The sequence below is a fragment of the Blastocatellia bacterium genome (assembly GCA_025055075.1).
Classification (GTDB): Bacteria; Acidobacteriota; Blastocatellia; order HR10; family HR10; genus HR10.
Window position 1 is genome coordinate 84,234 of record JANWYV010000033.1, and the last position, 25,910, is coordinate 110,143.

The 25,910-nt window shown below is 61.8% G+C and carries 22 protein-coding genes; 13 read left to right on the top strand and 9 right to left on the bottom strand.

Annotated elements, in window-relative coordinates:
• The first annotated feature begins 267 nt into the window (after positions 1-267).
• On the top strand, positions 268-1,077 hold the full coding sequence (locus NZ746_08255; protein ID MCS6817357.1) for a BtpA/SgcQ family protein: 810 nt from the start codon (positions 268-270) through the stop codon (positions 1,075-1,077).
• Between the two features lie 3 nt (positions 1,078-1,080).
• Here the strand turns inward: NZ746_08255 and NZ746_08260 are convergent, their stop codons facing one another.
• A complete protein-coding gene (locus NZ746_08260; GenBank protein MCS6817358.1) occupies positions 1,081-1,485 on the bottom strand; it encodes a hypothetical protein in 405 nt (134 codons plus the stop codon).
• A gap of 129 nt (positions 1,486-1,614) precedes the next feature.
• On the opposite strand from NZ746_08260, the gene NZ746_08265 reads away from it, so the two are divergent.
• From NZ746_08265 to NZ746_08310, 10 genes are all read left to right on the top strand, one after another.
• A complete protein-coding gene (locus NZ746_08265; GenBank protein MCS6817359.1) occupies positions 1,615-2,976 on the top strand; it encodes a cystathionine beta-synthase in 1,362 nt (453 codons plus the stop codon).
• A gap of 91 nt (positions 2,977-3,067) precedes the next feature.
• Positions 3,068-3,289, top strand: a complete 222-nt coding sequence (gene rpmE, locus NZ746_08270) for a 50S ribosomal protein L31 (GenBank protein MCS6817360.1) — start codon at positions 3,068-3,070, stop codon at positions 3,287-3,289.
• A gap of 96 nt (positions 3,290-3,385) precedes the next feature.
• A complete protein-coding gene (prfA, locus tag NZ746_08275; GenBank protein MCS6817361.1) occupies positions 3,386-4,468 on the top strand; it encodes a peptide chain release factor 1 in 1,083 nt (360 codons plus the stop codon).
• A 92-nt stretch (positions 4,469-4,560) separates the two neighbouring features.
• Positions 4,561-6,018: an IMP dehydrogenase gene (gene guaB / locus NZ746_08280; protein MCS6817362.1), complete on the top strand. Its 1,458-nt coding sequence runs from the start codon at positions 4,561-4,563 to the stop codon at positions 6,016-6,018.
• Between the two features lie 21 nt (positions 6,019-6,039).
• Positions 6,040-6,939 (top strand): diacylglycerol kinase family lipid kinase, encoded by a 900-nt coding sequence (locus NZ746_08285; GenBank protein MCS6817363.1) that lies wholly within the window; start codon positions 6,040-6,042, stop codon positions 6,937-6,939.
• Positions 6,940-6,962: 23 nt separating this feature from the next.
• Positions 6,963-8,243: a DUF3808 domain-containing protein gene (locus NZ746_08290; GenBank protein MCS6817364.1), complete on the top strand. Its 1,281-nt coding sequence runs from the start codon at positions 6,963-6,965 to the stop codon at positions 8,241-8,243.
• A 166-nt stretch (positions 8,244-8,409) separates the two neighbouring features.
• Positions 8,410-9,696 carry a putative DNA binding domain-containing protein gene (locus NZ746_08295; protein MCS6817365.1) on the top strand — a complete coding sequence of 429 codons (1,287 nt, stop codon included), beginning with the start codon at positions 8,410-8,412 and terminating at the stop codon, positions 9,694-9,696.
• 65 nt (positions 9,697-9,761) lie between these two features.
• Positions 9,762-10,406, top strand: coding sequence for a hypothetical protein (locus NZ746_08300; GenBank protein ID MCS6817366.1), 645 nt, complete (start codon positions 9,762-9,764; stop codon positions 10,404-10,406).
• A gap of 14 nt (positions 10,407-10,420) precedes the next feature.
• The gene (locus tag NZ746_08305; protein MCS6817367.1) at positions 10,421-11,305 is read left to right on the top strand and encodes a carbon-nitrogen hydrolase; all 885 of its coding nucleotides are present in this window, start codon (positions 10,421-10,423) and stop codon (positions 11,303-11,305) included.
• Entirely contained in the window at positions 11,289-12,140 is an 852-nt protein-coding gene (locus NZ746_08310) for an NAD+ synthase (protein MCS6817368.1), read from the top strand. The genes NZ746_08305 and NZ746_08310 overlap by 17 nt, the downstream gene beginning before the upstream one ends.
• Before the next feature lie 24 nt (positions 12,141-12,164).
• On the opposite strand, the gene rdgB is transcribed toward NZ746_08310, so the two are convergent.
• Complete coding sequence (gene rdgB / locus NZ746_08315; protein ID MCS6817369.1) at positions 12,165-12,773, bottom strand: RdgB/HAM1 family non-canonical purine NTP pyrophosphatase; 609 nt, start codon at positions 12,771-12,773, stop codon at positions 12,165-12,167.
• A 67-nt stretch (positions 12,774-12,840) separates the two neighbouring features.
• Positions 12,841-14,946, bottom strand: coding sequence for an elongation factor G (gene fusA / locus NZ746_08320; protein MCS6817370.1), 2,106 nt, complete (start codon positions 14,944-14,946; stop codon positions 12,841-12,843).
• 185 nt (positions 14,947-15,131) lie between these two features.
• Here fusA and NZ746_08325 point away from each other — a divergent pair, with 185 nt between their 5' ends.
• Positions 15,132-16,097 (top strand): ROK family protein, encoded by a 966-nt coding sequence (locus NZ746_08325; protein ID MCS6817371.1) that lies wholly within the window; start codon positions 15,132-15,134, stop codon positions 16,095-16,097.
• 6 nt (positions 16,098-16,103) lie between these two features.
• Positions 16,104-17,921 carry a translation elongation factor 4 gene (gene lepA / locus NZ746_08330; protein MCS6817372.1) on the top strand — a complete coding sequence of 606 codons (1,818 nt, stop codon included), beginning with the start codon at positions 16,104-16,106 and terminating at the stop codon, positions 17,919-17,921.
• Positions 17,922-17,924: 3 nt separating this feature from the next.
• On the opposite strand, the gene mutS is transcribed toward lepA, so the two are convergent.
• The 6 genes from mutS to NZ746_08360 are packed head-to-tail and all read right to left on the bottom strand — an operon-like array spanning position 17,925 to position 25,910.
• Positions 17,925-20,492, bottom strand: coding sequence for a DNA mismatch repair protein MutS (mutS, locus tag NZ746_08335; protein MCS6817373.1), 2,568 nt, complete (start codon positions 20,490-20,492; stop codon positions 17,925-17,927).
• Positions 20,474-21,178, bottom strand: coding sequence for a hypothetical protein (locus tag NZ746_08340; protein MCS6817374.1), 705 nt, complete (start codon positions 21,176-21,178; stop codon positions 20,474-20,476). The genes mutS and NZ746_08340 overlap by 19 nt, the downstream gene beginning before the upstream one ends.
• Positions 21,179-21,229: 51 nt before the next feature.
• Positions 21,230-22,057 carry a prolipoprotein diacylglyceryl transferase gene (lgt, locus tag NZ746_08345; GenBank protein ID MCS6817375.1) on the bottom strand — a complete coding sequence of 276 codons (828 nt, stop codon included), beginning with the start codon at positions 22,055-22,057 and terminating at the stop codon, positions 21,230-21,232.
• A gap of 12 nt (positions 22,058-22,069) precedes the next feature.
• Complete coding sequence (lspA, locus tag NZ746_08350) at positions 22,070-22,573, bottom strand: signal peptidase II (GenBank protein ID MCS6817376.1); 504 nt, start codon at positions 22,571-22,573, stop codon at positions 22,070-22,072.
• The gene (ileS, locus tag NZ746_08355) at positions 22,570-25,380 is read right to left on the bottom strand and encodes an isoleucine--tRNA ligase (protein MCS6817377.1); all 2,811 of its coding nucleotides are present in this window, start codon (positions 25,378-25,380) and stop codon (positions 22,570-22,572) included. The genes lspA and ileS overlap by 4 nt, the downstream gene beginning before the upstream one ends.
• Positions 25,377-25,910 (bottom strand): hypothetical protein, encoded by a 534-nt coding sequence (locus NZ746_08360; protein MCS6817378.1) that lies wholly within the window; start codon positions 25,908-25,910, stop codon positions 25,377-25,379. The genes ileS and NZ746_08360 overlap by 4 nt, the downstream gene beginning before the upstream one ends.

The window sequence follows — 25,910 nt, forward strand, 5'->3', positions numbered from 1 at the left end:
GCAACGCTTCCTGGAGAGAGCTGATCTTATCTTGCTTCCCAAGAGGCCTTCGCTCACGAGCGCAGGGGGCGTCTGGATAGCGGACGACTTCAGATCGAATGTGATTTGCAAGGAGGAGTCGAGCTCGAGGACATTGCGGCGGAGGAAAATTTCTTCTCGCGAAGCGAACGCGCGTTCGCGGAAAAGCGTCGTATGTTGGTGCTTGCGGCGCGGCCATCCGTTGGCGTTGCGCTCCGAAGGGGGAGGCCGTAGACTGATGCCGTGCAGATGTTGAGGCACATCTTTGATGTCGAGAAGCCCATCATTGGCATGCTGCATGTGCCGGCCTTGCCGGGGGCTCCGGGATTCGATGGCGATTGGACGGGCGTGCGCACGCGTGTTCTGGCCGATGCGGAAGCGTTGGCCAAGGGCGGCGTGGATGGGTTCCTGTTGGAGAACTTCGGCGACGCGCCATATTATCCCCGTCGCGTTCCTCCGCATACGGTGGCTTTTTTGACCGTGCTCGGTCATGACGTCAAGCGCGCGTTTGCCAAGCCGCTCGGCATTAATGTCCTGCGCAACGATGGACGTAGCGCGCTGGCTATCGCGACGGCCATCGGTGCGGAGTTCATTCGGGTCAACGTCTACCTCGGGGTGCGCGTGACAGATCAAGGAGTGATCGAGGGGATGGCACACCTTCTGCTTCGCGATCGGCAGATGCTCGCAAGCCCGGTGAAAGTCTTCGCCGACGTCGCCGTGAAGCATTCGGCGCCGCTTGCGCCGCGCGATCTCTCGGAAGAGGTCTTGGAAGTGATCGAGCGGGGGCGAGCCGACGCTATCATCCTCTCCGGAGCGATGACGGGGCGGGAGACGCCGCTTGAAAGCCTTCGCGTGGCGAAAGCCGTTGCGCGCGAGATGCCCGTGCTCGTCGGCAGTGGGGTGACGGCGGAGAATGTGGAACGCTTGCTGCGGGAGGCCGATGGGGCGATCGTGGGCACGTTTTTCAAGCAAGACGGAGTTGTGCATCGCCCCGTGGACGAGGAGCGCGTGCGAGCGTTCATGCATCGTGTTCGCCGTCTGCGGCAGGAATGGACGTGAGGGCTACCGGAGCTGTTGGTTCCACCGCTGGCGCAGCGTGTCGTGAATCTCCTCGTAGGTTTTCCCCTCATGCCATGCTCGAGCGATGGCGGGTTGAAAGACACGCTCGTAGAAATCGCGCCCCATGCGTTGGACGACCTCCTTCTCGAATTCCTCCGCTGAGGCGAGCTTGTGCCACCAGGGGATCGTAATCTGTTCAGGCCGTGCGAGCGTTCGCGCTTGGCGCTTGAGCTCGGCCAGTTCCCTCGGCTTATACCCATGCAGCTTGCGCGCCGCGACGACCTTGGCGACAGCGAGCCCATAGGTGCGCGCCTCCGGCTCCGGCAGCCGCAATAGCGTCACGGCCTTCAGCCGATTCCATTCGGCGAAGATATCGAAGCGGCGGATTTCCGCTCGCGGCACGATCATGGTTGTTCCTCCCGAATCCGTATTGTAGGCCTGCGTGCCCACTGGGGAGAAATCCGCAGGCGCGCGTGAAAGCCGACCGGAATCCGGGTAAAATAACGCGGCGAATTTGGCAAGACTCGGAGGGGGCATATGGAGTACAAGGAGAATATCCTGCAGCTCATCGGTCGAACGCCGCTGGTGAAGCTCAACAAAGTGACCCGGGGGATCGAGGCGACCGTCCTCGCCAAGCTCGAGTCCATGAATCCCGGAGGGAGTGTGAAAGACCGCATCGGGATCGCCATGATCGAGCAGGCGGAGCGAGAAGGTCGGCTGAAGCCGGGGGGGGTCATCGTCGAACCGACGAGCGGCAATACGGGGATCGGCTTGGCCTTGGCCTGCGCGGTGAAAGGCTATAAGGCGATCTTCGTGATGACCGATAAGGCGAGTCAGGAGAAGGTTCGGTATTTGAAGGCCTTGGGGGCTGAGGTCGTCATCGTCCCGGTCACAGCCAAACCTGATTCTCCCGATCATTACGTGAATACCGCCAAGCGAATTGCGCGTGAGACGCCAGGAGCCATCATGCTCAATCAGTACGAGAATCCGGCGAATCCCGAAGCCCACTATCGCACGACGGGTCCGGAGATCTGGGAGCAGACCGAAGGGCGAATCACTCACTTCGTCGCGGGCATTGGAACTGGAGGGACGATCAGCGGTGTCGGACGATATCTCAAGGAGAAGAATCCGCGCATCCAGGTCATCGGGGCCGATCCCTATGGCTCGGTCTTCAAGGCCTATAAGGAGACCGGGCAGCTCATGGAGGCAACGCCTTATCTGGTCGAGGGGATCGGTCAGGAGACGATCCCGGCCAATGTCCACATGAAGTACATTGATGAGATCATCAACGTCACCGATCGCGACTCGTTCAACATGGCGCGGCGATTGGCACGGGAGGAAGGGATCTTCGCTGGCGGGAGCACCGGGACGATCGCATATGCAGCCCTCAAGGTCGCTGAACGGCTGACGCGTGAGCATGTCGTCGTCTTCATCGTCTGCGACACAGGCGAGCGCTACCTGTCCAAGTTCTACTCGGACGAATGGATGAAGGAGAAGCGACTGTTGGGCTTCGAGCGGCTGACCTTGGGGACGCTCCTCCAAATGAAGGACACGAGCATGGTACCGCCACTTGTGGCTGTTGCGCCTTGGGACCGTGTGGCCGAGGCCTTGCATAAGATGAATCAATATGGGCTCTCGCAACTGCCCGTGCTCGAAGGGGGACGTTCGGTCGGCAGCGTGCGCGAGGGGCGGCTCATGGCCAAGCTCCTCAAAAATCGCGACCTGTTGCAGGCGCCCGTGAGCGAGGTCATGGAGGCTCCGTTCCCGGTCGTGAGCGAGACTGTCGAAGTCGAGACGGCTGTGAAATATCTCAAGCATTCCCCAGCCATCCTCGTCGAGGAGTATGGACGAATTGTGGGGATTGTGACCCGATACGATGTGCTCGATCTCCCATCCTAAGAAAGGCCTTTCCCAGCGCCTTCTTGACAATCGGGGAGTGCGCCGTGTACCTTTCCTCTCCTGGAAAGATCGCGAGAAAGAGGGGGAAGCCGTGAAGAAAGGCATTCATCCAGAGTACGTGGAAGCGATCGTCACGTGCGCTTGTGGCGAGACCTGGCGCACGCGCTCGACCAAACGGGAGATCCATCTGGAGGTCTGCTCGGCGTGTCATCCCTTCTTCACGGGGAGGCAGAAGTACGTGGACACGGCGGGCCGAGTTGAGCGCTTCCAGAAGAAGTACGGGGCGCGACAGGCTGGCGAAAGCAAAGGGTAACGGCATCGGCGCTACCAGTAGGGCCACAGCGTGCGCGCGGCAGAGAGGGCGAGCCGTTGTGGCCCTCGATGTTTCTCTCTCAGGAGGACATCCGCGATGGAGCTATTGGAGAAGCTCAGAGAGGTCGTCGCGCGATACGAGGAACTTGGGCGGCAGCTCGTGGAACCGGAAGTGCTCTCGGATTCGGAGCGATATGTGAAGCTGCTCAAGCAGCAGCGGGAATTAGAGCCGATCGTTGAGAAATATCGGGAGTACGAACGGCTGCGCCGGGAACTGGAACAAGCGCGCGCGTTGCTCGAGGAAGAAACTGAGGGGGAGCTACGCGAGCTGGCGCGCGCTGAGGTGCGAGCGCTGGAGGAGAAGCTGCCTCAGTGCGAGCAGGAGTTGAAACTCCTCCTTCTGCCCAAGGATCCGAACGATGAACGGAATGTCATCCTGGAGGTTCGTGCCGGGACCGGAGGTGCGGAAGCGACGCTCTTCGCGGCCGATCTCTTGCGCATGTATACGCGCTATGCCGAACGCCAAGGATGGCGCGTCCAACTGCTCGATGTCTCCGAATCAGACATCGGCGGGGTCAAAGAGGCGATCCTCTTGATCGAGGGGAAGGGGGCGTACTCCCGATTGAAATTTGAGTCCGGCGTACATCGCGTGCAACGCGTCCCGATCACGGAGGCGAGCGGTCGCATCCACACGTCGGCGGCCACGGTGGCCGTCCTTCCCGAAGCCGAGGAAGTGGAGGTGCGGATTGATCCGAAGGACCTGCGGATTGATACCTTCTGCTCGTCGGGGCATGGTGGGCAATCGGTCAACACGACCTATTCGGCGGTGCGGATCACGCATCTGCCGACGGGACTCGTCGTGACCTGTCAGGATGAGCGCTCGCAGATCAAAAACCGCGAACGCGCTATGCGCGTGCTTCGTTCGCGGTTGCTGGAGTTGGAGCGGCGGAAGCACCAGGAAGCGATCTCGCTTGAGCGTCGCCAGCAGGTCAAAAGCGGCGATCGGAGTGAGAAGATCCGCACGTACAACTTCAAGGAGAACCGAGTGACGGATCACCGCATCGGCCTCACCCTCTACAAGCTCGACCTCATCCTGGATGGGGAGTTGGACGAGCTGATCGAAGCGCTCATCACCCATCATCAAGCGGAGCGGTTGAAAGAACAGGTCGTCGCCGCATGAGCGGCGCCCGCCTCGTCTTCCTCCTTGACGATCCGACCCGCCTTGCGTAAACTCGCAGCCTAGCTATGAGCGACAAGAGCGAGACTATACCGATGACGAGCCTTCCGGAAGGGCTCACGTTCGACGATGTCCTTCTGATCCCCGCCAAGAGCGACGTCCTGCCGACGGAGACCGATACGACGACCTTCTTCTCGCGGAACGTGCGGTTGAATATCCCGATCAGCAGCGCGGCAATGGATACGGTCACGGAAGCACATCTGGCCATCGCGCTCGCTCAGCAAGGGGGGATTGGGGTCATCCATCGCAATCTCTCAATCGAAGCGCAAGCGGCCGAGGTGGACAAAGTGAAGCGCTCCGAGAGCGGGATGATCGTGGATCCGATCACGATCACTCCGGATCGGCCGATCTCGGAAGCGCTGGCGATGATGGCGCACTACAAGATCTCGGGCATACCTGTCGTGGACGATGATAGGAAGCTCGTGGGGATTTTGACGAATCGCGATCTGCGGTTCGAGACCCGAATGGACCTGCGCGTCCGCGATGTGATGACCGGGCGCGAGAAGTTGATCACTGCGCCCGTGGGGACGACGCTCGAAGATGCGAAGGTGATCTTGCAGCAGTATCGCATTGAGAAGCTCCCGATCGTGGATGAGGACTTTCGGCTGAAGGGGCTGATCACCGTGAAGGACATTCAGAAGGCGATCAAGTACCCGAATGCGGCCAAGGATCCGTTGGGGCGGCTGCGCGTGGGGGCGGCGATTGGGGCGACGGGGGACTTCTTGGAGCGCGCGGCGGAGTTGGTGAGAGCGCGTGTGGACGTGCTCGTCATTGATACGGCGCATGGGCACACGACGCGCGTGCTGGACGCGCTTCGGCAAGTGAAGCGGAAGTTCCCGGAAGTTGATGTGGTCGTCGGAAACGTCTCCACGGCCGAAGCGACGCGAGAGCTGATTGCCGCGGGCGCCGATGGAGTGAAAGTTGGGCAGGGGCCGGGCTCCATCTGCACGACGCGCGTGGTCACGGGCGCGGGCGTACCGCAAATCACCGCCATCATGGATTGCGCGCGCGCGGCGCGCGGAACGGGGGTTCCCATCATCGCCGATGGGGGGATTCGCTTCTCCGGCGATATCACCAAGGCTATCGCAGCCGGCGCAGACTGCGTGATGATCGGTTCGCTCTTCGCCGGGACCGATGAGAGCCCCGGGGAGACGATTCTCTATCAAGGGCGCACGTTCAAAACCTATCGAGGGATGGGCTCGCTCGGCGCGATGCTCGCAGGCAGTGGCGACCGATACCTGCAAGCGCTCGAACGCGGGAAGCTCGTCCCCGAAGGCGTCGAGGGCAAGGTCCCGTACAAAGGGCCACTGGCGGCGATCGTCGAACAATTGGTCGGGGGATTGCGCGCCGGCATGGGTTACTGCGGCTGTCGCACGATCCGAGAGCTTCAAGAGAAGGCGCGCTTCATTCGCATCACCCAAGCCGGATGGCGCGAGAGCCATGTGCACGACGTGATTATCACTAAAGAAGCGCCCAACTATCGCCTCGAGTGAAGGTGGGAACTGTCTGGCAGGGTGTCCCCTCCAACGCGCGCGGTTCTCATCACGAATCCAGCGGCTGGGCGTCAGCGGACAGCGCACGAGCAGATCGCGCGCTTTCAGCAGATGCTCGCCGAGCGAGGGATTCATCTGGATGTCGTGGCGACGTCCGGCCCTGGCGAAGCCACGCATCTTGCCCGTCAAGCCGTCGAGGCCGGGGCGGATTATCTCATCGTTCGCGGCGGCGATGGGACGGTGAATGAAGCGTTGCAGGGGATCATCGGCGCTCCCATCGCCCTAGCGATCTGGCCGGCTGGGACGGCGAATGTCTTGGCCGAGGTGCTCGGGATCCCGCGCCGCGTGTCCGATCTCGCTCGCATGATCGCTGAACCCCACGCTTGCGAGGTGAGCGTCGGTCGGGCTAATGGCCGATATTTCGTGCTAATGGTCGGGATCGGACTCGACGCCTCGATCGTGCGGGAAGTGAACCTCGGATTGAAGCGCCATCTGGGGATCCTCGCTTACTGGCTCGCCGGATTGAAGCATCTCTTCACGTGGAAAGCTCCGGTCTTCACCCTCGAATTGGAAGAGCAGCGCATTCGCGCGACGTTCGCGACCATCGCCAATGTGCCGAGCTATGGCGGAGGGATTCGCATGGCGCCAGGGGCGCGCCCTGAGACGGAGGAATTTCGCGTCTGCGCGATCACAACCCGATGGAAGCTGCTTTATCTGCTCTTCTATCTCCCGCTGGCATTCCTCGGATGGCACGTCCATCAACCCGGCGTCCTTTATGTGAGCGCGCGGCGCGGGCGCGCCTATTCCGATTCGGGAGAGGAGATCTTCTTCCAAGTGGACGGTGAATTGGCCGGGAAGCTACCGGTGGAATTCGAGATCATCCCGCGAGCGCTCCGCATTCTTGTTCCCCGAAGGTCGTGAGGATGCTAAAATAATCCCTTGTGATGGTCGGTCGGAATGCGCCGTTGGTCAGCCTCTTTCTCCTTGGCGCGCTCATTGGTTCGGAAGGGGCTTGGATCGCGATTGGGAAGGAGCGCGCGCTCGCCGTCCAGTTGATGAGGGCTGCGCAGCAGGCGCGCTCTCACCCTCAATCCATGGATCAAACGGCGCCGTCGTCGGAAGCCTTCGAAGCACTGCGCCGGGTGGGATTCGAAGCCTTCTACAATCTCGATTACGAGGAAGCGCGGAGATCCTTCGAGCGTCTAGCCGCGGATTTCCCCGAGCATCCGGCGGGTCCGCTCTATCTGGCCACGCATGCGTGGATTGATTGGCTCAATCGCACGCGACGGCTGCAAGCGGGCATCTACATCAACCCAGCGTTCTACGCGCAATCGGAAGCGCGGGTGAGCGAGGAGGAACAGCAGCGGTTTCGCGCGTACATCGAGCAGGCGATTGAGCGGGCCGAAGCGCGCCTTCGGGCGAATGAGGATGACGTCGAGGCGCGATATTTCCTGGGCGCGGCGTATGCGTTATTGGCCGGATACGAGGCGACGGTTCTGCGAAAATTCTTCTCGGCCCTGCGCAATGGCTTTCGCGCGGTGAAGGAGCATCGCGAGGTCTTGAGCCGCGATCCCCAGTTCGCCGATGCCAAGCTGACGGTCGGTCTGTACGAATACATCGTGGGGAGCTTGCCCTTAGCCGTCAAAATCCTCGTCGCCCTGGGAGGGATTCGCGGTAGTCGCGAGCGGGGCATCGAGCTGTTGGAGGAAGCCGTGCGGTCGGGCCGATATGTGGCCGATGACGCGCGCACCCTCTTGATCGCCGTGTATTATCGCGAAGGGCGATTCTCGGACGCCCTCCGTCTGCTCGATGAGTTGATCGCGCGATACCCCCGCAATTATCTCTTCGGATTGGAGCGAGCGAATCTCCTCATGCGGATCGGCGAGCGAGCCGAGGCTGTCCGCGCGTTCGAGGAGCTGCTCGCGCAGCCGACCTATCGGGAGACGCAGGATCTGATCCGCTATCAGTACGCGGAAGCCCTCTTTCAGAGCGGATATAAGCAGGCGGCACTGCATCATTTTCGCCGCGTGGTGGCCATGGACGAAGCCCACGCGGACTTGAAGACGCTGGCTCATCTGCGCATCGGTCAGATCCTCGATTTGCGCGGCGAGCGCCGCGCGGCGCAAGCTCAGTATCGGCTCGTCCTCCAGCGGGAGGATGTGCTCGACGCTCACGAGCAAGCGCGCCGCTACCTCCGCAAGCCATACTCGGAGTCCTCTCGATGAGCGGCTCTCTTTGATGCCGCCAGTGTCCCCCCCTCTGAGAAAAGCTTTTGCATCGGCGATGGCGGATCGTGTATATTCTCCCTGTGCGAACGGCTCGGACATTCCACCGGGGGCTCCCTCAAGCGCAAGGCGCGCGAGGGCGAGTCTCCAGGCGTGAGGGCGGCTCATGGGCAGGAAGCGATTCCGCAACCGGCATGTTCCGAGTTCCACGCGCTCCTTCTTCGCGCAACAGTATTTTGAGGAGCATGTGTTGCTCGATCGGACGGAGCTGCTCAATCTCATTCAGGGCGGGGAGGACAGCTACGTCGAATTCAAGGTCCGTCTGAACAATCCCGAGAAACTCGCGGCCGAGATCGTCGCGCTCGCCAATTCGGGAGGTGGATTCATCATCATCGGAGTCAACGACAATCGGCGCGTCGAAGGGGTGGACGATCCCGAATGGGTGGAGCAACAACTCATTGACGTTTGCCGGCGGCTCGTCATCCCCCCGATTCGTCCGCAGATCAACAAGATCGCCTTCGATAACGGCAAACGCATCGTCGCTCTGGAAGTCACGGGTGTGCATCGGCCCTATCGGACGTTCGATCATCGGTGCTACGTGCGCGTGGGTTCGACGAAGCGGGAAGCGACGGCCGAAGAGATCGCCGAGATGTATGATCCCCGTCACTCCTACGGATTCGAGCTGCTTCCCATCGTGACGGCGACGCTGGACGATATTGATGAGGCGATCTTCTGGAGCTACGTGCGCGAATTGCGTGGGGGAGATTTGAGCGAGTTCGAAGAGCACGGATATCCGGTGGACGAGGTCATGGTCCATTATCTGCAACTGGCCGTCGAAATGGACCGGGAGAATGTCCCGACGCTAGCCGGTCTCCTGCTCTTCGGGAAGGACGAGAAGGTGGCCGAGCACTTGCCGCGCAGCGGCCTGGTGGCGACGCGCTTCAGCGGCGTGGAGATCACCGATCCCATCGTCGAGCGGGAGGAGATCGTGGGGAATCTGGCGAGCATCTACGAGCGGGCGCTGCGATTCCTCACTCGCTACACGGATCTGCTCGCGGAACGCCCCTTGCGCCGATGGTCGGGGACGTCGCCCGTTGCCCCTCGGGCGAGTTATCCCCGCGCGGCCGTGCTCGAAGCGTTGACCAATGCCCTTGTGCATCGCGACTACAGCGCGCGCGATCAAGTGACGCGATTGCTCATCTTCGATGACCGCATCGAGCTGATCAATCCCATGCGCACTGGCGGTGTGGCGCTCGATCCCATTTGTTACGGCGTCGTTAGCGCCCCACATCCTCGCCTGAAGGCGATCTTCAAAAGCCCCTATTACGGCATGGAGACGGTGACCGGAGGCGTCCCCATGCTGCTCGCTGTCGCCCAACGGTTCTCGGGGATTCGCCCCGAGATCAAGTTGGTCAACGATGAGTTCCGATTGAAGCTCTATGGCCTTCGGTGAATGAGGAGGCATAAGGGCCATTCCGAAGGGCAACAGCTTTTCGAGGCTCTCGAAAGGAGGACGGGATGAATCGAAGGATCCTCGGCCGAGGCATTGTTCTGAGCGCGCTTCTGCTGGTGACCGTGGTGAGCTTCGGCGGTCAGCGCGCGCTCATCCCTTCGGGCACCGAACTAGTGGCGGAGCTGGAGGAGGATTTGGACACGCGCCTGATCGGCGAAGAAGGGCGGTTCGCGTTGCGTCTGGCGCATGCGCTCGTCGTCGGGGGGAAGGAAATCCTCCCTCGCGGCGCGCGCATCATCGGCGTGGCGCGAGCCGAACAAGATGAGGACGGGAACTTCTCGACGCTCGTTGTGCGCTTTCAAGAAATCTCCTTGGGCGCGCGCGCGCTTCCGATCGCCCTGCGAGTGAAAGCGCTGGAGCCACCGCCGCCCCCAAAGGAGATGGTCCCGGGGGAGACGACAACAGGGGAGCCGCGTCGCGGGCCGCGCATCGAGGTCTCTGGTGGGATCAGCATCCGCCGAATCCCGGATCCGGGGATTCCCGAAGGCAAGCCGTCCAAACGCGGGCTGCGGCGCGAGAGCGTCGAGTTGATGAAAGTCTCGACGCGAGAATCCGGAGTCACGGAGATCACGCTCCCAGGCGAAGACATCTCGTTGCGTCCAGGGACGCGCTTCCGTCTCATCGTGAGCCAAGACGTGGAGATTCGCTGAGGAGTGACGAGCGCATGCGGTTCACGATCGCGTTGGCGCAGATTCGACCCGCCCTGGGCGACATCCCGCGAAATCTCGCGCAGCATCTGGAAGTGATCGCGCAGGCTGCTGAGCGAGGAGCAGATCTGGTCGTCTTCCCGGAGCTGTCCCTCACGGGCTACTATCTGGAGGATTTGGTCCCCGAGGTCGCCCTGGAACTGACGCGTTCGGAAGTTGTGGCCGCGCTGCGAGAAGCGAGCGCGACGCACCGCGTGGACATCGCGTTTGGCGGCGTCGAGGTCTCGGAAGATTTTCGGTTCTTCAATGCTGCCGTGTACGTGAGCCGCGGGGAGATCGTTCACGTCCACCGCAAGCTCTATCTGCCGACCTACGGGATGTTCGACGAAGGCCGTTATTTGGCGCCCGGCGATGTCTTGCGGGCCTTCGACACGCGGTTCGGACGCTTCGGGATGCTGATCTGCGAAGACATGTGGCATCCCTCATCGGTGTATCTGCTCGCGCAGGACGGCGCGCAGATTCTCCTCTGCCTCTCGGCTAGTCCTGGACGCGGCGTGCGCGGCGAGACGAAACTCGGCAGCGTCGAGGCATGGGAGACGATCACCCGCGGGGCCGCGCAGGCGTATATGATCTACGTCGTCTACGTGAACCGCGTGGGATTCGAGGACGGCGCCATGTTCGCCGGAGGATCGGTGATCGTGGATCCATTCGGGCGTCTCGTGGTGAGCGCCCCCATGCTGGATGAAGCCGTGCTCGTGGGTGAGGTGGAGTTGGAGGAGATTCGGCGAGCGCGCACCTTTTACCCTCTCTTGCGCGATGAGCGGTTGGATTTGGTCTTGCGCGAATTGCGGCGCATTTACGCTCGGCGTTACCATCTCTCGCCCTATGATGAAAGCGTCTGATGTCAGATCGCAGCAGGCGTTTGGAGCGTTCAATCCCGCGCTCGCGGCGGAGCTGCTCGTGCGTTTCATTCGCGAGGAGGTGACGAAAGTCGGATTCGAGCGCGGCGTGCTCGGTCTTTCTGGAGGCTTGGATTCTGCAGTCGTTGCCCATCTGACGGCGCGCGCGCTTGGACCGGAGAATACCTATGGCGTGCTGATGCCCTATCGGACGAGCGATCCGACGAGCGTGACGGACGCGGAGTTGGTCGCCGATCAGTTGGGGATTCGAACGCTTCTTGTCGAGATCACGCCCATGGTGGACGCCTATTTCGAGCGCTTCCCGGACGCCGATCGCGTCCGGCGCGGGAATGTCATGGCGCGCATGCGCATGCTGATCCTGTACGATCTCTCGGCGGCGCTGCGCGCGCTCGTCATCGGCACGAGCAATAAGACGGAGCTGCTGGTCGGCTACGGGACGATCTACGGCGATATGGCGGCGGCGATGTGGCCGCTCGGCGATCTCTACAAGACCGAAGTGCGACAGCTCGCCGAATATTTGGGCGTTCCCGAACGCCTTCGGCAAAAGGCGCCGACGGCTGATCTCTGGGTCGGACAGTCGGACGAGGAAGAGTTGGGGATCACCTACGACGTGCTCGATGCTCTTCTGGTTGAACTCGTGGATCGGCGCCAAACGGTGGAAGCGCTCGTGCAAAAGGGTTACGATGAGGCGCTCTTGCGGCGGGTCGTCGAGATGGTGCGCCGCTCTCACTTCAAACGGCGAACGCCCCTCTGCCCGAAGATCTCCTCGCGCTCCATCGGGCACGATTTCCGATATAAGCGCGACTGGGGGAGTTGAATCTGGCGGATTTTTCCTCGCGCCTCAGCAGCCTTGTCCTTCCGCGTGAGTGAGCCAACGAAGCAGGAAATCGCGGAGCTGCCGAAAAGCGTGACCGCGATGGCTCACGGCGGATTTCTCAGCGCGAGTCAATTCGGCGAAGGTCTTCCCCAAAGGGGGGTACTCGAAGACGGGATCGAAGCCGAAACCATTTGATCCCGCGGGCTCCGAGCGAATTCTCCCGCGCACTTCTCCCGCAAATGTGCGCTCCAATTGCGGGCCGACAAGCGCCGCCACGCAGACGAAGCGCGCCATCCGCCGCTCTTCGGGAACATCGCGCAGCTCCGCGAGCAATCGCGCGATGCGCTCGGCGTCGCTGCGTCCATATCGAGCGGAGAAGAGGCCAGGAGCGCCTCCTAGGGCTTCGACCTCAAGTCCGGAATCTTCCGCTACTGTGAGCAATCCCGTTCGCTCGTGAAAAAAGCGCGCTTTCAAAAGCGCGTTCTCCTCGAACGTCGTGCCGGATTCCTCAACCTCGGGCAGTTGAGGGAAAGCCTCCAACCCGATGAGATCCAGAGGGAGATCGGCGAGCAGCTCGCGAATCTCCGCCCACTTCCCGCGATTCCGCGTCGCGATGAGTAACGCCTGGCGCATGCGAGTCACGTGAGGAAGAGAAGGCCATCGGATAATCTTCGGTCTCGAAGATGCCGGCCCTTGCTGATCATTCCTCTTCCGCCTTGATCCGTCCCTCAGCGCGAGCTTCGGCGATGATCTTCTGGGCGATATGCGGAGGCACTTCGTCGTAATGCGACAGCTCCATCGTATAGGTGCCGCGCGCTCCCGTGAGCGAATTGAGCGTGGATTGATAGGTCAGCATCTCGGCCAAGGGGACTTGCGCTCGAATGACCTGTTGTTTGCCGCGCGCTTCCATACCTAAGATGCGGCCGCGGCGGGCATTCAGGTCCCCGATGACATCGCCAGCGCACTCTTGTGGGACGACGACCTCCACATGCATGATGGGCTCCAGCAGCACGGGATTGGCCTTCTCCATGGCGATGCGAAAGGCCTTGATCCCCGCGAGCTTGAAGGACAATTCGTCGGAATCCACCGGATGCGTTTGCCCGTCAATCAATTCGACGCGGAAATCCACGACGGGATAGCCGGCCAGCGGTCCGTTCTGCGCAGCTTCGAGAATGCCCTTCTCGACGGCCGGGCGGAACTGCTGCGGGATCACGCCCCCGAAGATCTTATCCACGAACTCGAAACCCGCACCGCGAGGCAGCGGCTCGAAGATGCAGACGCAATCGCCAAACTGCCCGCGCCCACCCGTTTGCTTCTTGTGCCGACCGTGTGCCTCGACGCGGTTTTTGAACGTCTCGCGATAGGGGACCTTCGGGAGCTTCAGATTCACATCCACGCCATAGCGTTTCTTGAGTCGAGCGACGACGGTCTCAATGTGTAGTTGTCCAGTCCCCGACAGGAGAAAATCTTTCGTCTGCGGATCTCGTTCAAAGCGCAGAGCGAGATCTTCTTCGAGCAGCCGATGCAGCGCCGCCGAGAGCTTATCCTCATCTGCCCGCGACTTCGGCTCGATGGCGAAAGCAATGGCCGGCTGCGGGAATGGGGTTGGTTCATAAACGATCGGCGCCGCTTTGTCCGCGAACGTGTCGTTCGTCTGCGTCTCGCGGAGTTTTGTGACGGCCCCGATGTCCCCAGCGTGCAATTCCGGGACCTTCTCCAAGTGCTTCCCTTGGACGACGTGGAGCGGGCCGAGCCGCTCTTGGACGCCCTTGGTGATGTTGTACGCCGTCATGTCCGAGCGCAAGATGCCCGAATAGACCTTGAAAAGCGTGATCCGTCCGGCGAAGGGATCGGCGATCGTTTTGAAGACGAAGGCGGAATAGGGGGCATCATCCGAGATCAGACGCTCGATCACCGGCGCATCGGCTTCAACGCCCGCGCGCCCGCGGACGATGCGAACGTCCGTCGGCGCTGGCGCATATCGCACGAGGGCATCCAGAAGGGGTTGAATGCCGATGTTCAAATAGGCCGAGGCAGCGAAGACGGGGAAGAGACGCTTCTCCAAGATGGCCTTTCGGATGCCCACGAGTAAGTCCTCATCCGAGAGCGTCCCCTCGGCGAAGAATTTCTCCAGCAGCTCGTCGGAGCTTTCGGCCACCATCTCGATGATGGCCTCGCGGCGCGCTTCGATCTGATCGCTCAGCTCCGCCGGAGGATCCATCTCCGTGAATTTCCCACTCGCATCGTTCTGGAAGCGATAGGCGCGGCGCGTGATCACATCCACGACGCCAGAGAAGTCGCGCTCCTTCCCAATAGGGATTTGAAAAGGAATGGCCGCGCGACCGAATGCTTCCACGATTCCCTCCAAAGTGGCCTCGAAGTCCGCGCGCTCCCGATCCATCTTATTGATGAGGAGGATGCGCGGCGTACCGAACTCCTCCGCGTAGCTCCAGGCCTTCTCGGTCTGCACTTGCACGCCCTCGACAGCGTCCACCACGACCAAGGCCACATCGGCCACGCGCACGGCGCCGCGCGCATCATGGATGAACGTTTGATAGCCGGGCGTATCCAGGAGGTTGATTTTCGTCCCCTTCCACTCCAGATGGGCGAGCGCCGTATGCATGGTGATCTTGCGTTCGATCTCGTCCTCATCGTAATCGGTCACCGTCGTGCCCTCGTCCACGCGCCCCAGTCGGGGAGTAGCGCCCGCATCGAAGAGCATGGCGGAGACGAGCGAGGTCTTCCCAGCATCCCCATGTCCGACGACGGCGACGTTTCGGATCTCCGAGCCCGTGTATGTCTTCATCGGTTACCCCTCTCCCTCGACGCGAGATTCTCTTGCGAAGTGGTAAATTTAGCATACCCGACGATTCGCGCAAGATCAAAAGCACGAGGGCGCGCGGGACCTATGGGAGGAGGTCCGAAAGGAGAGGTTTTGACGCCCCCTCATTCGATCTGCTATAGTAGCGAAAACCAGAGTGAGAAGGCGCTATGGACCAGGGAACCATCTACATGGGGATCGACGTTAGCGCGACGACCGTTAAAGCGGCGCTCGTCAACGCCGATGGGGAGATTTACGAGATCACTCAGGAAGCCATCGGCGATGATCCGGACGCCGTCCTGGATGGCATCTGCCGATCCATCGAGCGCCTGCGAGAACGCGCGAACGAGCGCCACTGGTCCATTCGGTGCGTTGGTGTGGGCCTCCCCGGCTTGGTGAACGCGCAGACGCAACGCGTGGAGGCGGCGCCGAATCTCCCCGCGCTCGTGAAACTGAACGTCGCAGAAGCCGTCGCCGAGAAGGTACGCTGCCCCGTGCTCATCGAGAACGATGCGAACATGGCCGCCTATGGCGAATTCGTTTGCGGAGCGGCTCGCGGTCGAGCCCATGTGATCTACATCGCCATAGGGACCGGCATCGGCGCTGGGCTCATCTACGAGGGCCGACTCTATCGCGGGGCGTTGGGATTTGCCGGCGAATTCGGGCATACGACCGTAGATCCCGACGGATTGCCGTGTCGTTGTGGGAATCGCGGATGCTTGGAGACGATCGCCTCCGGCCCTAATATCGTTCGGCGCGCGCGCGAACGGCTCTTTCGCGATCGCAGCTCGTCGCTCTCGCGGCTGGCCGTGCCGGGCAAGGGAGAGCTGACGCCCGAGCGCATCGCTGCCGAAGCCCTCAACGGCGATGATTTCTCGCTGATGATCCTGGAACAGACGGGGAAGTGGATCGGGATCGCCGTGGCCAATGTCCTCAATCTGCTCAATCTCGACATGGTCGTGCTCGGCGGCGGCGTCATGGTCGCTGGCGAATTGCTCTTGAATCCCATCATCGCCGAAGTCAAACGACGTGCGTTCACGGCCATGGTCGCGCATTGCGACATCGTCGCATCCCTGCTTGGTGGACAGGCGGGCGTCATCGGAAGCGCCATGCTCGCACGCGATACGTTCCGATAGTCGGAGATGGTCAGACCCGAACTCATTCGCAACTTCTCGATCATCGCGCATATTGACCACGGCAAGTCCACGCTCGCTGATCGCCTCTTGGAGCGAACCGGGGCGCTCAGCGAGCGGGAGATGACCGAGCAGGTCCTCGATTCGATGGACTTGGAACGAGAGCGGGGAATCACGATCAAAGCCCATGCCGTTCGCCTTCACTATACGGCGCGCGATGGTCAGACCTACGTCCTGAACTTGATCGACACACCGGGGCATGTGGACTTCTCCTATGAGGTCTCTCGCAGCCTCGCTGCCTGCGAGGGCGCGTTGCTCGTGGTGGATGCGTCGCAAGGCGTCGAGGCGCAAACGGTCGCTAATGCCTATGCGGCCATCGAGCACGATCTCGCACTCATCCCCGTCATCAATAAGATTGACCTGCCGAATGCCGATGCGGAGAAGACGCGGGAGCAGATCGAAACCATCATCGGCCTGGAGGCGAGTGATGCGATCTTAGCCAGCGCTAAGCTCGGCATCGGCACCGAGGAGATTCTCGAGGCGATCATTCAGCGCATCCCTCCGCCGCACGGTGATCCCGAGGCGCCGCTGAAGGCCCTGATCTTCGATTCCTGGTTCGACGCGTATCGCGGCGTCGTCGTCATGGTGCGCGTGATTGAGGGCACCTTGCGGCCGGGGCAGCGGATTCGACTGATGGCCACCGGACGCGAATACGAAGTGGAGGAACTAGGCGTCCTCACGCCCAAGCCGCGCCGCATCGAGCAGCTCTCGGTCGGCGAAGTCGGTTTCGTCATCGCCAATATCAAGGCGATCGCCGATGTGAAGATCGGGGATACGATCACTGAAGCTGAACGTCCGACGGCCGTCCCGTTCCCCGGCTTTCAGGAGATCAAGCCGATGGTCTTCGCCGGATTGTACCCAGTGGAGAGCGGGCAATATGAGGAATTGCGCGAGGCCCTGCAGAAGCTGCGGTTGAACGATGCCTCGTTCTTCTTCGAGCCGGAGACATCGGCGGCATTGGGATTTGGCTTCCGCTGTGGGTTCCTCGGCTTGCTGCATATGGAGATCGTGCAGGAGCGCTTGGAGCGCGAGTTCGGTTTGGAATTGATCACGACGGCGCCGAGCGTGCGTTATCGCGTGACGACCCGCACGGGACAGGTGCTGGAGATCGAGAATCCGGTGAAGATGCCCGATCCCGGGCAGATCGCCAAGATCGAAGAGCCGATCATCGAAGCCATGATCTTCACGAGCGCCGAGTACGTTGGTCCGATCCTGCAACTGCTCGAAGAGAAGCGTGGCGTCCAGAAGCGCTTCGAGTATGTCTCGCCGACGCGCGTGTTGCTGACGTACGAGCTCCCGCTGGCGGAGATCGTGCTGGATTTCTACGATCGGCTGAAATCGCTCTCGCGCGGATACGCCTCGCTCGACTATCACTTCGCCGGGTATCGCGAGGCCGATCTCGTGAAGCTCGACATCCTCGTGGCTGGGGAACCGGTCGATGCGCTCTCGGTGATCGTGCATCGTGATCATGCGTACGCCCGTGGTCGGGCGATCGTCGAGAAGTTGCGAGAGTTGATCCCCCGACAGCTCTTCGAAGTTCCTATCCAAGCAGCCATCGGGAGCCGCGTCATCGCTCGCGAGACGTTGCGCGCCATCGGCAAGAATGTGCTCGCCAAGTGTTATGGGGGGGATGTCACCCGCAAGCGCAAGTTGCTGGAGAAGCAAAAGGAGGGGAAGAAGCGGCTGAAGAAGATCGGGCGCGTCGAGATCCCGCAAGAGGCTTTCCTCGCCGTACTGCGCGCTGGCCCCTCGGCGAAATCCGAGTGACCGTTACGCCGGGGATCGAGCTTCGAGGGCCCGTTTCAGTTCGTAGAGCATCGTCAGGGCTTCGATCGGCGTGAGAGCATTCGGATCCAAATGCTTCAAGCGCTCGGCGATCTCCCGAAGCGCGGAGGCGTGATAGTCGGCCGACATTTCAGCGACCCGACGCGGATTCGACGCCTCGTATTCGGCGAGCAACTCTTCGGCTCGATGCACGACCGGGCGAGGTAATCCAGCCAGCCGAGCGACCTGCACGCCGTAGCTTCGTGTCGCCCGCCCGGGCACGACGCGGTGCAGGAAGCGGAGCTGTCCGTTCTCTTCGACCACCAGGATGTGCACGTTCTTCACCCGCGGCAAAATCTCCTCCAGCTCCGTCAGTTCGTGGAAGTGCGTGGCGAAGAGCGTCCGCGCGCGCACGCGCGGATGATTGTGAAGGTATTCGATCACGGCGCGCGCTAAGGCCATGCCGTCGTATGTACTCGTCCCTCGCCCGATCTCATCGAAGAGGATGAGCGAGCGCGGCGTCGCGTGGTGCAAGATCGCCGCCGTCTCCATCATCTCGACGAAGAAACTCGAGCGGCCTTGGCTGATGTAATCCTCCGAGCCGAACCGATAGAAGAGGCGATCGGTCACGCCGATGATGGCGTCGTCGGCGGGGACGAAGCTGCCGATCTGAGCCAGCAGCACGATGAGGGCGACTTGGCGGAGATAGGTGGACTTGCCGGAGAGATTCGGGCCCGTGAGAATGAGGATTTGCGCGTCTTCGGCCGAGAGGGTCGTATCGTTCGGAACGAACTGTCCAGCGGGCAGAGTGCGCTCGACGACCGGATGCCGTCCTCCGCGAATGACGATTCGCGGTTCGAGGACGAGCTGCGGACGCACGTATCCGTAGGCGGCAGCAGCTTCGGCCAACGTCGCCAGCACGTCCAGTTCGCCGAGCGCGCGGGCCGTTCGCAAGATGTCCGCGCGCCGTTCCGCCACACGCGCGCAGAGCTGTCGGAAGAGGCTCGTTTCGAGTTCCCGAATGCGTTCCTCCGCGTGAGCCACGACTGTCTCGTGCTCCTTCAGTTCGAGCGTGAAGAATCGTTCGGCTCCGGTCAATGTCTGCTTGCGAATGTACTCCGGCGGAACCAGATGCAGATTGGGCTTGGTGACCTCGATGTAGTAGCCGAAGACCTTGTTGTATCCGACCTTGAGCGAACGAATGCCCGTGCGGGCGCGCTCGCGAGCTTCGAGATCGGCGAGATAGGCCTTTCCGTTTTTGAGGAGGGCGCGCAGTTGGTCCAATTCCTCGGAGAATCCCGCTCGGATGACGCCTCCTTGTTCGATCGAGGGAGGAGGATCTTCGACGAGGGCCTCTGCGATGAGTTGGGCAATCTCATCCAGAGGGAGAACATCGGCGAGCCAGGGACGCAGCGGCGATGGTGAGTCGGCAAAGAGCGCGCGCAGAGCGGAGATCGTGCGCGCACTGCGACCGAGAGCGATGACCTCGCGTGGCGTGGCCGATCCGCTCGCGATCCGTCCGATCACTCGTTCCACATCGGTCAGTTGCCCAAGCTGCGCCCGGAATTCCCGACGAATGGTCGCGTGTTCGAGGAACCAGTGGACCGCCTCCTGACGCGCATGCAACGCCGCGAGGTCCACAAGCGGATACCGCAACCACTGCTTCAGCCGACGGCTCCCCATCGGCGTGAGCGTGCGATCCAGGACGCCGAGCAACGATCCTTCCGTCGTCCCAGCGCGGCTGTGAAAGATCTCCAAGTGGGCGATCGTGTGCGGATCCATCACCATGAAGGCATCCAGAGCGTACGTGCTCACCCGATCGAGCTGTTCGACCAAACGGGGTTGCGTTCGCCGAAGATAGTGCACGATAGCGCCAGCCGCGCGAAGCGCCAGCGGAGGCATCCCAGGCGGGATCGCGCCGAGTTGCTCGCTGAGCGCATGACGACTGGCATCCGCGGCGAACGCCTCATCCTCTAGCGGTGTGACCGTGGCCGCGCGTCCGAGCGTGAAGGCGGGGATCTTCGCTCCCTCCGTCTGCGCGACGCTTTGCGGGACGAGGACTTCGGTCGGCCCCAGGCGCGTCAGCTCCTCCCAGATCTGTTCGCGAGCGGCTTCGGTCGCCATGAATTCCCCGGTCGTGACCTCGACAATGGCTAATCCCGCGCGCTCACCTTCGGCGCAGAAGCTCGCCAAGTAATTGCTCGCGCGTTCCTCTAGCAACGCCGGTTCGGTGAGCGTCCCCGGCGTCACCACGCGCGTGACGTCGCGATGGATGAGTCGCCGACCCGGCGGCGTCAGTTGCTCGCAGATGGCGACCTTATACCCCTTCTGAATCAGCTTTCCCAAGTGATGCGTGAGCGAGGTGACGGGAATCCCTGCCAGCGGCACGCGCAGGGTCTTGCCCATGTATTTCGTCGTCAGCACGAGCCCCAGCTCGCGCGCGAGCGTGACGGCATCTTCATCGAACGCCTCGAAGAAATCGCCCACCTGAAAGAGGACGAGCATATCTGGATAGCGGCGTTTGATCTCCAGATACTGTCGGCGCAGAGGCGGCGTCAGGTGAGGATCCCGCATAGCATGTCGTGGACGGACGTGAGCGCGCGATGCAAGCGCCGGACATCCTCAGCGCCCAGCACGACCGTCACATCACCGATCTCATGGAAGGAGCCGGAGAGATAAGGCCGCAACCATTCGCGCGCGCGGCGCTCGTCTCGCGCGTCTGAGACGACGAGCACGGGTTTCGAGCGCTGCGTGTCATAGGCGTGTTTGAGCTTAGCGAGAGCGCTCTCCAATTTCCCGTGCACCTGAACCTCGAACACATGGCTCAAGCGCGGGGACAAGGGGCTGTCCTTCCACACGACGTCATAGCGCTCGTGCTCTCGCTCGGCATGTTTGCCGAGCAGGCGTCCGATCTCGACGAGCATCGTCTGCAACTCCTCGTGCGAGAGCGCGCGTCGAGGAGACTCCATCGGAGTCGGCTCTGGGAGCATCTTCTCTGATTCGGCGCGTTGACGACCCCGTTCGGTGAGCCTCCACCATCCCGCTTCCCGCCGAAGTTCGCCCTTCTTCACCAAGCGAGCTCCAGCCCGCTGCACCAGCGCCCGCCATCGCACCGAGGCGTAATCCCGCTCTTTCTCGTCCAGATGAGGGAAATACGCCAGAAGTCGCTGATAAAGGACGCGGAGCCGCTCTTGGCCACCCAGCGCCAATAACTCTTGTAGGATCGGTCCTTCCAACCGAGCGCTCTCCGGCAATGCCATAGCTCGCGGCCTCAAGAAGTGGGAATGTTATAGCACACGTCACCTTGATCCTCAATTTCCGCGTGGGGAGGATGAGCGTTCACCTTCGGTTGAGGGCGCCGCTTCGGGCCGATGGGCCGAGAGTCGAATGTAAAAAAAGAGCGCAGTCGCCATCAAGCCGACGGAGAGGAATTGCGAGGTCGAGAGCGACCCCACCCATCCGCGCCAATCATCGCGCCAGAATTCGATGATCAACCGCACTGCGCCGTAGAGGAACATGTAGGCGAGGATCAATTGGCCGGGAAAGGCGCGACGCCGTCGCAACCACAAGAGGAACAGAAAGAGCGCGAAAGCCGCTGTCGCTTCATAGAGCTGCGTGGGATGCAAGCGCACTCCTATCGGAGTGCCGACGAAGTGATGGGCGACCTCTGGAAATTCCACCCCCCACCAAGCTGAGGTTGGTTTTCCCCAGCAGCAGCCGGCGGAGAAACATCCCAGCCGTCCGATCCCAAGCCCCAGTGCGACGCTCGGGGCGAACGCATCGGCCGTCCGCCACCACGGGAGTTGATACCGCCGGGCGAGCCAGAGGGCTACGGCCAATCCCCCGAGAAATCCGCCTAGGTACACGCCCCCCGAGCGCAAAAGATCGAAGGAGAAGATCAGCCGCCACTTGTCTTCATGGAGATTCCACTCGGTGATGATCATCAGCACGCGCGCGCCGATCAAGCCGCCTAACAGTGCGCCGATCCCGAAGTTGAAGAGATGCGCCCGATTCAGGCCATCGGCTTCGCCCAGCCGCAGCACCAGCCACAAGCCGAGGAGGAAGGCGAGAGCTTGAAAGACGCCATAGGTATAGATCGGGACGTTCACATACGGCAGGCGAAAGAGTTCCGGATGCATCGTCGCCCGCTCCTACGAGGGCCCTCTATTGGCCTGGAGGTGTCGGCGCGTCTCTGATGAGGGACGCAGGGCATCGGCCAACAGCAGCAGCGCGCCCGTCGTGATGACCACATCGGCGAGGTTGAACGTCGGCCATCGGTAGCGACCGATGAAGAGATCGAGGAAATCTACGACAGCGCCGCGCAAGAGCCGATCCGTGAGATTCCCGAGCACTCCTCCGAGCACGAGCGCCAGTCCCCACTGCGTCATCCGCTCTTGAACGGGCGTGCGCACAGCGTAGAGCGCGATGCCCAAGGCCGCCACCAACGAGATGAGCGAGAGGATCCACCGCCCGTCCGGACCCGCATCGGCGAAGAGGCCCCACGCGATCCCAGCGTTCTCGACGTAGGTCAAGTGCAGCAGACCAGGGATGACGGGAAGACTCGGCTCATGCTTGAGTCCCGTCGCCAGATGTTTCGTGTACTGGTCGGCGGCATAAATCGCCAATGCCAGGGCGAAATAGTGCGGCTTTCTCATCGCGTGCGCACTTCGTCCCATTCGGCTTCCAGCTCCTCCAATACGGCCACGCAACGCGCGCACACGGTCGGATAGCGGGCGTTCGCGCCGACGGTCGTCGCGTAGTTCCAACAGCGCTCGCATTTCTGGCCATCGGCCCGCGTGACCGCGACGGTGAGCCCATCCCCCTCGCCTTTGTGCAACTCGACCTGCGAGACGATGAAGACGGCGCGCAACTGTTCGCCGAAACTCGACAGGAAATCGTAGAGATCGTCGCCAGCCGTGAGCGTCACTTTCGCTTCGAGCGATGCGCCGATGAGCTTCTCGACGCGCTTCTCCTCCAGGGCCTTCAGCACGCGGTCGCGCACATCGAGCAGCCGGTGCCACCGCGCCAGTAGCTCCGCTTCGCCCGGTCGCTCTTCGACGCGCGGGAATTCAGCCATGTGGACCGAAGGCAACTCGCGGTTCGCCGATCCCGGCATCACCTCCCAGATCTCATCAGCCGTGAAGACGAGGATGGGCGCGATCAAGCGCGTGAGGGCGTCCAGAAGGCGAAACAGCGCCGTCTGCGCACTGCGCCGCCCGCGGGATTTCGGCGCGAAGGTGTAGAGCCGATCCTTCAGGATGTCGAAATAGATCGCCGACAGTTCCGAAGTGCAGAAGGCGTAGATCGCATGATAGGCGAGGTGGAATTCATAGGCCTCGTATGCGGCGAGGACCTTTCGGATGAGCTGGTTCAACTCCGCCAGAATCCACCGATCCAGCTCTTCCATCTCGTCGTAGGGGACGGCGTCCGTCGCCGGGTCGAAATCGTAGAGGTTATTCACCAAGTAGCACGCCGTGTTGCGGATCTTCCGATAGGCCTCGATGAGGCGATGGAGGATCTCCTCCGAGATGCGGACGTCCTCGTGATAGTCGGAGGAGGCGACCCAAAGGCGCAGGATCTCAGCGCCACTTCGAGCGATGACCTCCTGCGGCTCGATCACATTCCCTTTGGATTTGGACATCTTTTGCCCTTCGGCGTCCACCGTCCATCCCGAGGTGATGACCGTGCGATAGGGGGGAGCGCCCTTCACCTCCAGGGCCACGAGGAGCGAAGAGTTGAACCAGCCGCGGAATTGATCTCCACCTTCCAGGTAAATGTCGGCTGGCCACGGCAGCCCTCGTCGGTCGAGGACCGCCAGATGGCTCGTCCCCGAATCGAGCCAGACATCGAGGATGTCCGTCTCCTTTCGGAACGTCGTCCCTCCGCATTGCGAGCAGCGTGTGCCCTCCGGGAGGAAATATTCGGGTTCGCGCTCGTACCACACATCGGCGCCTTCGCGCTCGAAGATGCTGGCGACGCGCTCGATAAGCTGCGGATCGGCCAAGATGGCCTCGCACGTCTGGCAGTAGAAGACCGTGATCGGCACTCCCCAGGCGCGCTGCCGCGAGATGCACCAGTCCGGGCGCGTGCGGACAGCGTTGCGCATCCGCTCCAACCCCCAGCGGGGGATCCAGCTGACGCGCTCGATGGCTTCGAGCGCGCGCTGCCGCAGCCCCGTCTTCTCCATCGAGATGAACCACTGCGGCGTCGCGCGAAAGATGACGGGATTATGACATCGCCAACAGTGCGGATACGCGTGCACGATCTCTTCAGCAGCGAGCAGCATCCCCACTTCGCGTAAGTGCGCAACGATCGGTCCATTCGCTTCGAAGACCTGCATCCCGGCGAAGTATTCGACATCGGCGGTGAATCGGCCCTGCGCGTCCACGGGCGAATAGATCGGAAGTCCGTATCGCTGGCCGATCACGTAGTCCTCGTAGCCGTGCCCGGGCGCCGTATGCACGCATCCAGTCCCAGCCTCCAACGTGACATGTTCACCGAGCATGAGCAACGATTGGCGCGCCAGGAATGGATGGCGCGCCTGGAGCCGATCCAGCTTCCATCCCTTCACGACGGTGAGCACGCGCGACTCGCGCCATCCGAGCTTCTCCGCAACTCGGGGGAGCAATTCCGTCGCGACGATATAGACGTCGTCGCCCACCTCGACGGCGCTGTAGTCGAAGCCCGGGTTGAAGGCGATTCCCAGGTTTGCTGGCAAGGTCCATGGCGTCGTCGTCCAGATGACGATCGAGACGCGTTTACCCGCGAGCGCCGGATCAATCCGGGCCGGGTCCGAATCCAGCGGGAATTTCACGTAGATCGAAGGACTGGTGTGCTCCTCATACTCGATCTCGGCTTCCGCCAAGGCCGTTTGACAATGAATGCACCAATGGACCGCGCGCAGACCTTTGTAGACGCTCCCTCGCTCGATGAACTTTCCGAGCACGCGCACGATGTCCGCTTGATAGCGCGGGTCCATCGTGTAGTACGGATGTTCGAAATCGCCGAAGACGCCCAGGCGTTGGAACTCCTCCGACTGCGCTCGCATGTAATACTCCGCCAGTTGCCGCGCTTCGCGTCGGATCTCCACGATGGACAACTCGGCCTTGCGCCGTCCGAGCTTCTCGTCCACCTGAATTTCGATCGGCAGGCCGTGGCAATCCCATCCCGGGATGAAGGGGCATTGATACCCCATCATCGTGCGCGTCTTCACGATCAAATCCTTCAGGATCTTGTTCAGCGCGTGTCCAATGTGGATGTGGCCGTTGGCGTAGGGAGGACCATCGTGCAAGATGAAGAGCGGGCGATCTCGTCGCGACTCCAAGATGCGTTCGTATAAACGCATCTCCTTCCACCGGCGCAAGCGCGCCGGCTCCGACTCCACGAGGTTCGCCTTCATCGGCAGGATTCTCTTCGGGAGGTTCACCGTTTGCTTCACGTCCAGTGGTGCTCGTGCCGTCATCCGATGAACAACTCCTCGTCTTGATACACTCGATCCACGGATTTCCGGCGGCCGGCAAAGAGCACGCCAGCAGCGCGCCGAATGGCCGTCGTCAGATAATGAATCTCTCGGACGGGTTCCAGGATCTGTCGCTGAATGATAGCCGTCGTCTCATCCACGCGCTCGGTCGTGCGCGTGACCAGGTCATCGAGCTGCTCGACCTTGTTGCGCAGAACGAGGACTGTGTCGCGCAGTAGCCCGCGCACTTCGAGCGCTTGCCGATGGATCATGTCCGTCAGCTCCTCGGTCGTCGTCGCGATAGCGCGCACGACAGGGCGCGCCTCTCCGACGAGTGCGGCGATCGCGCCACGTGCATCCCCCAAGACCCCTCGAGCCTCATCGAGCAGGGTATTCAACCGTTCATTCATCCGCTGCGAATTCAGCATCAAGGCCTTGAGGTTCTCATTGATGCGCCAGAGGAAGACGATATTGAGAGCGAAGACGACAAGGACAGCAATAGCGATCACCCACTCAAAGACGACATGTCCCAC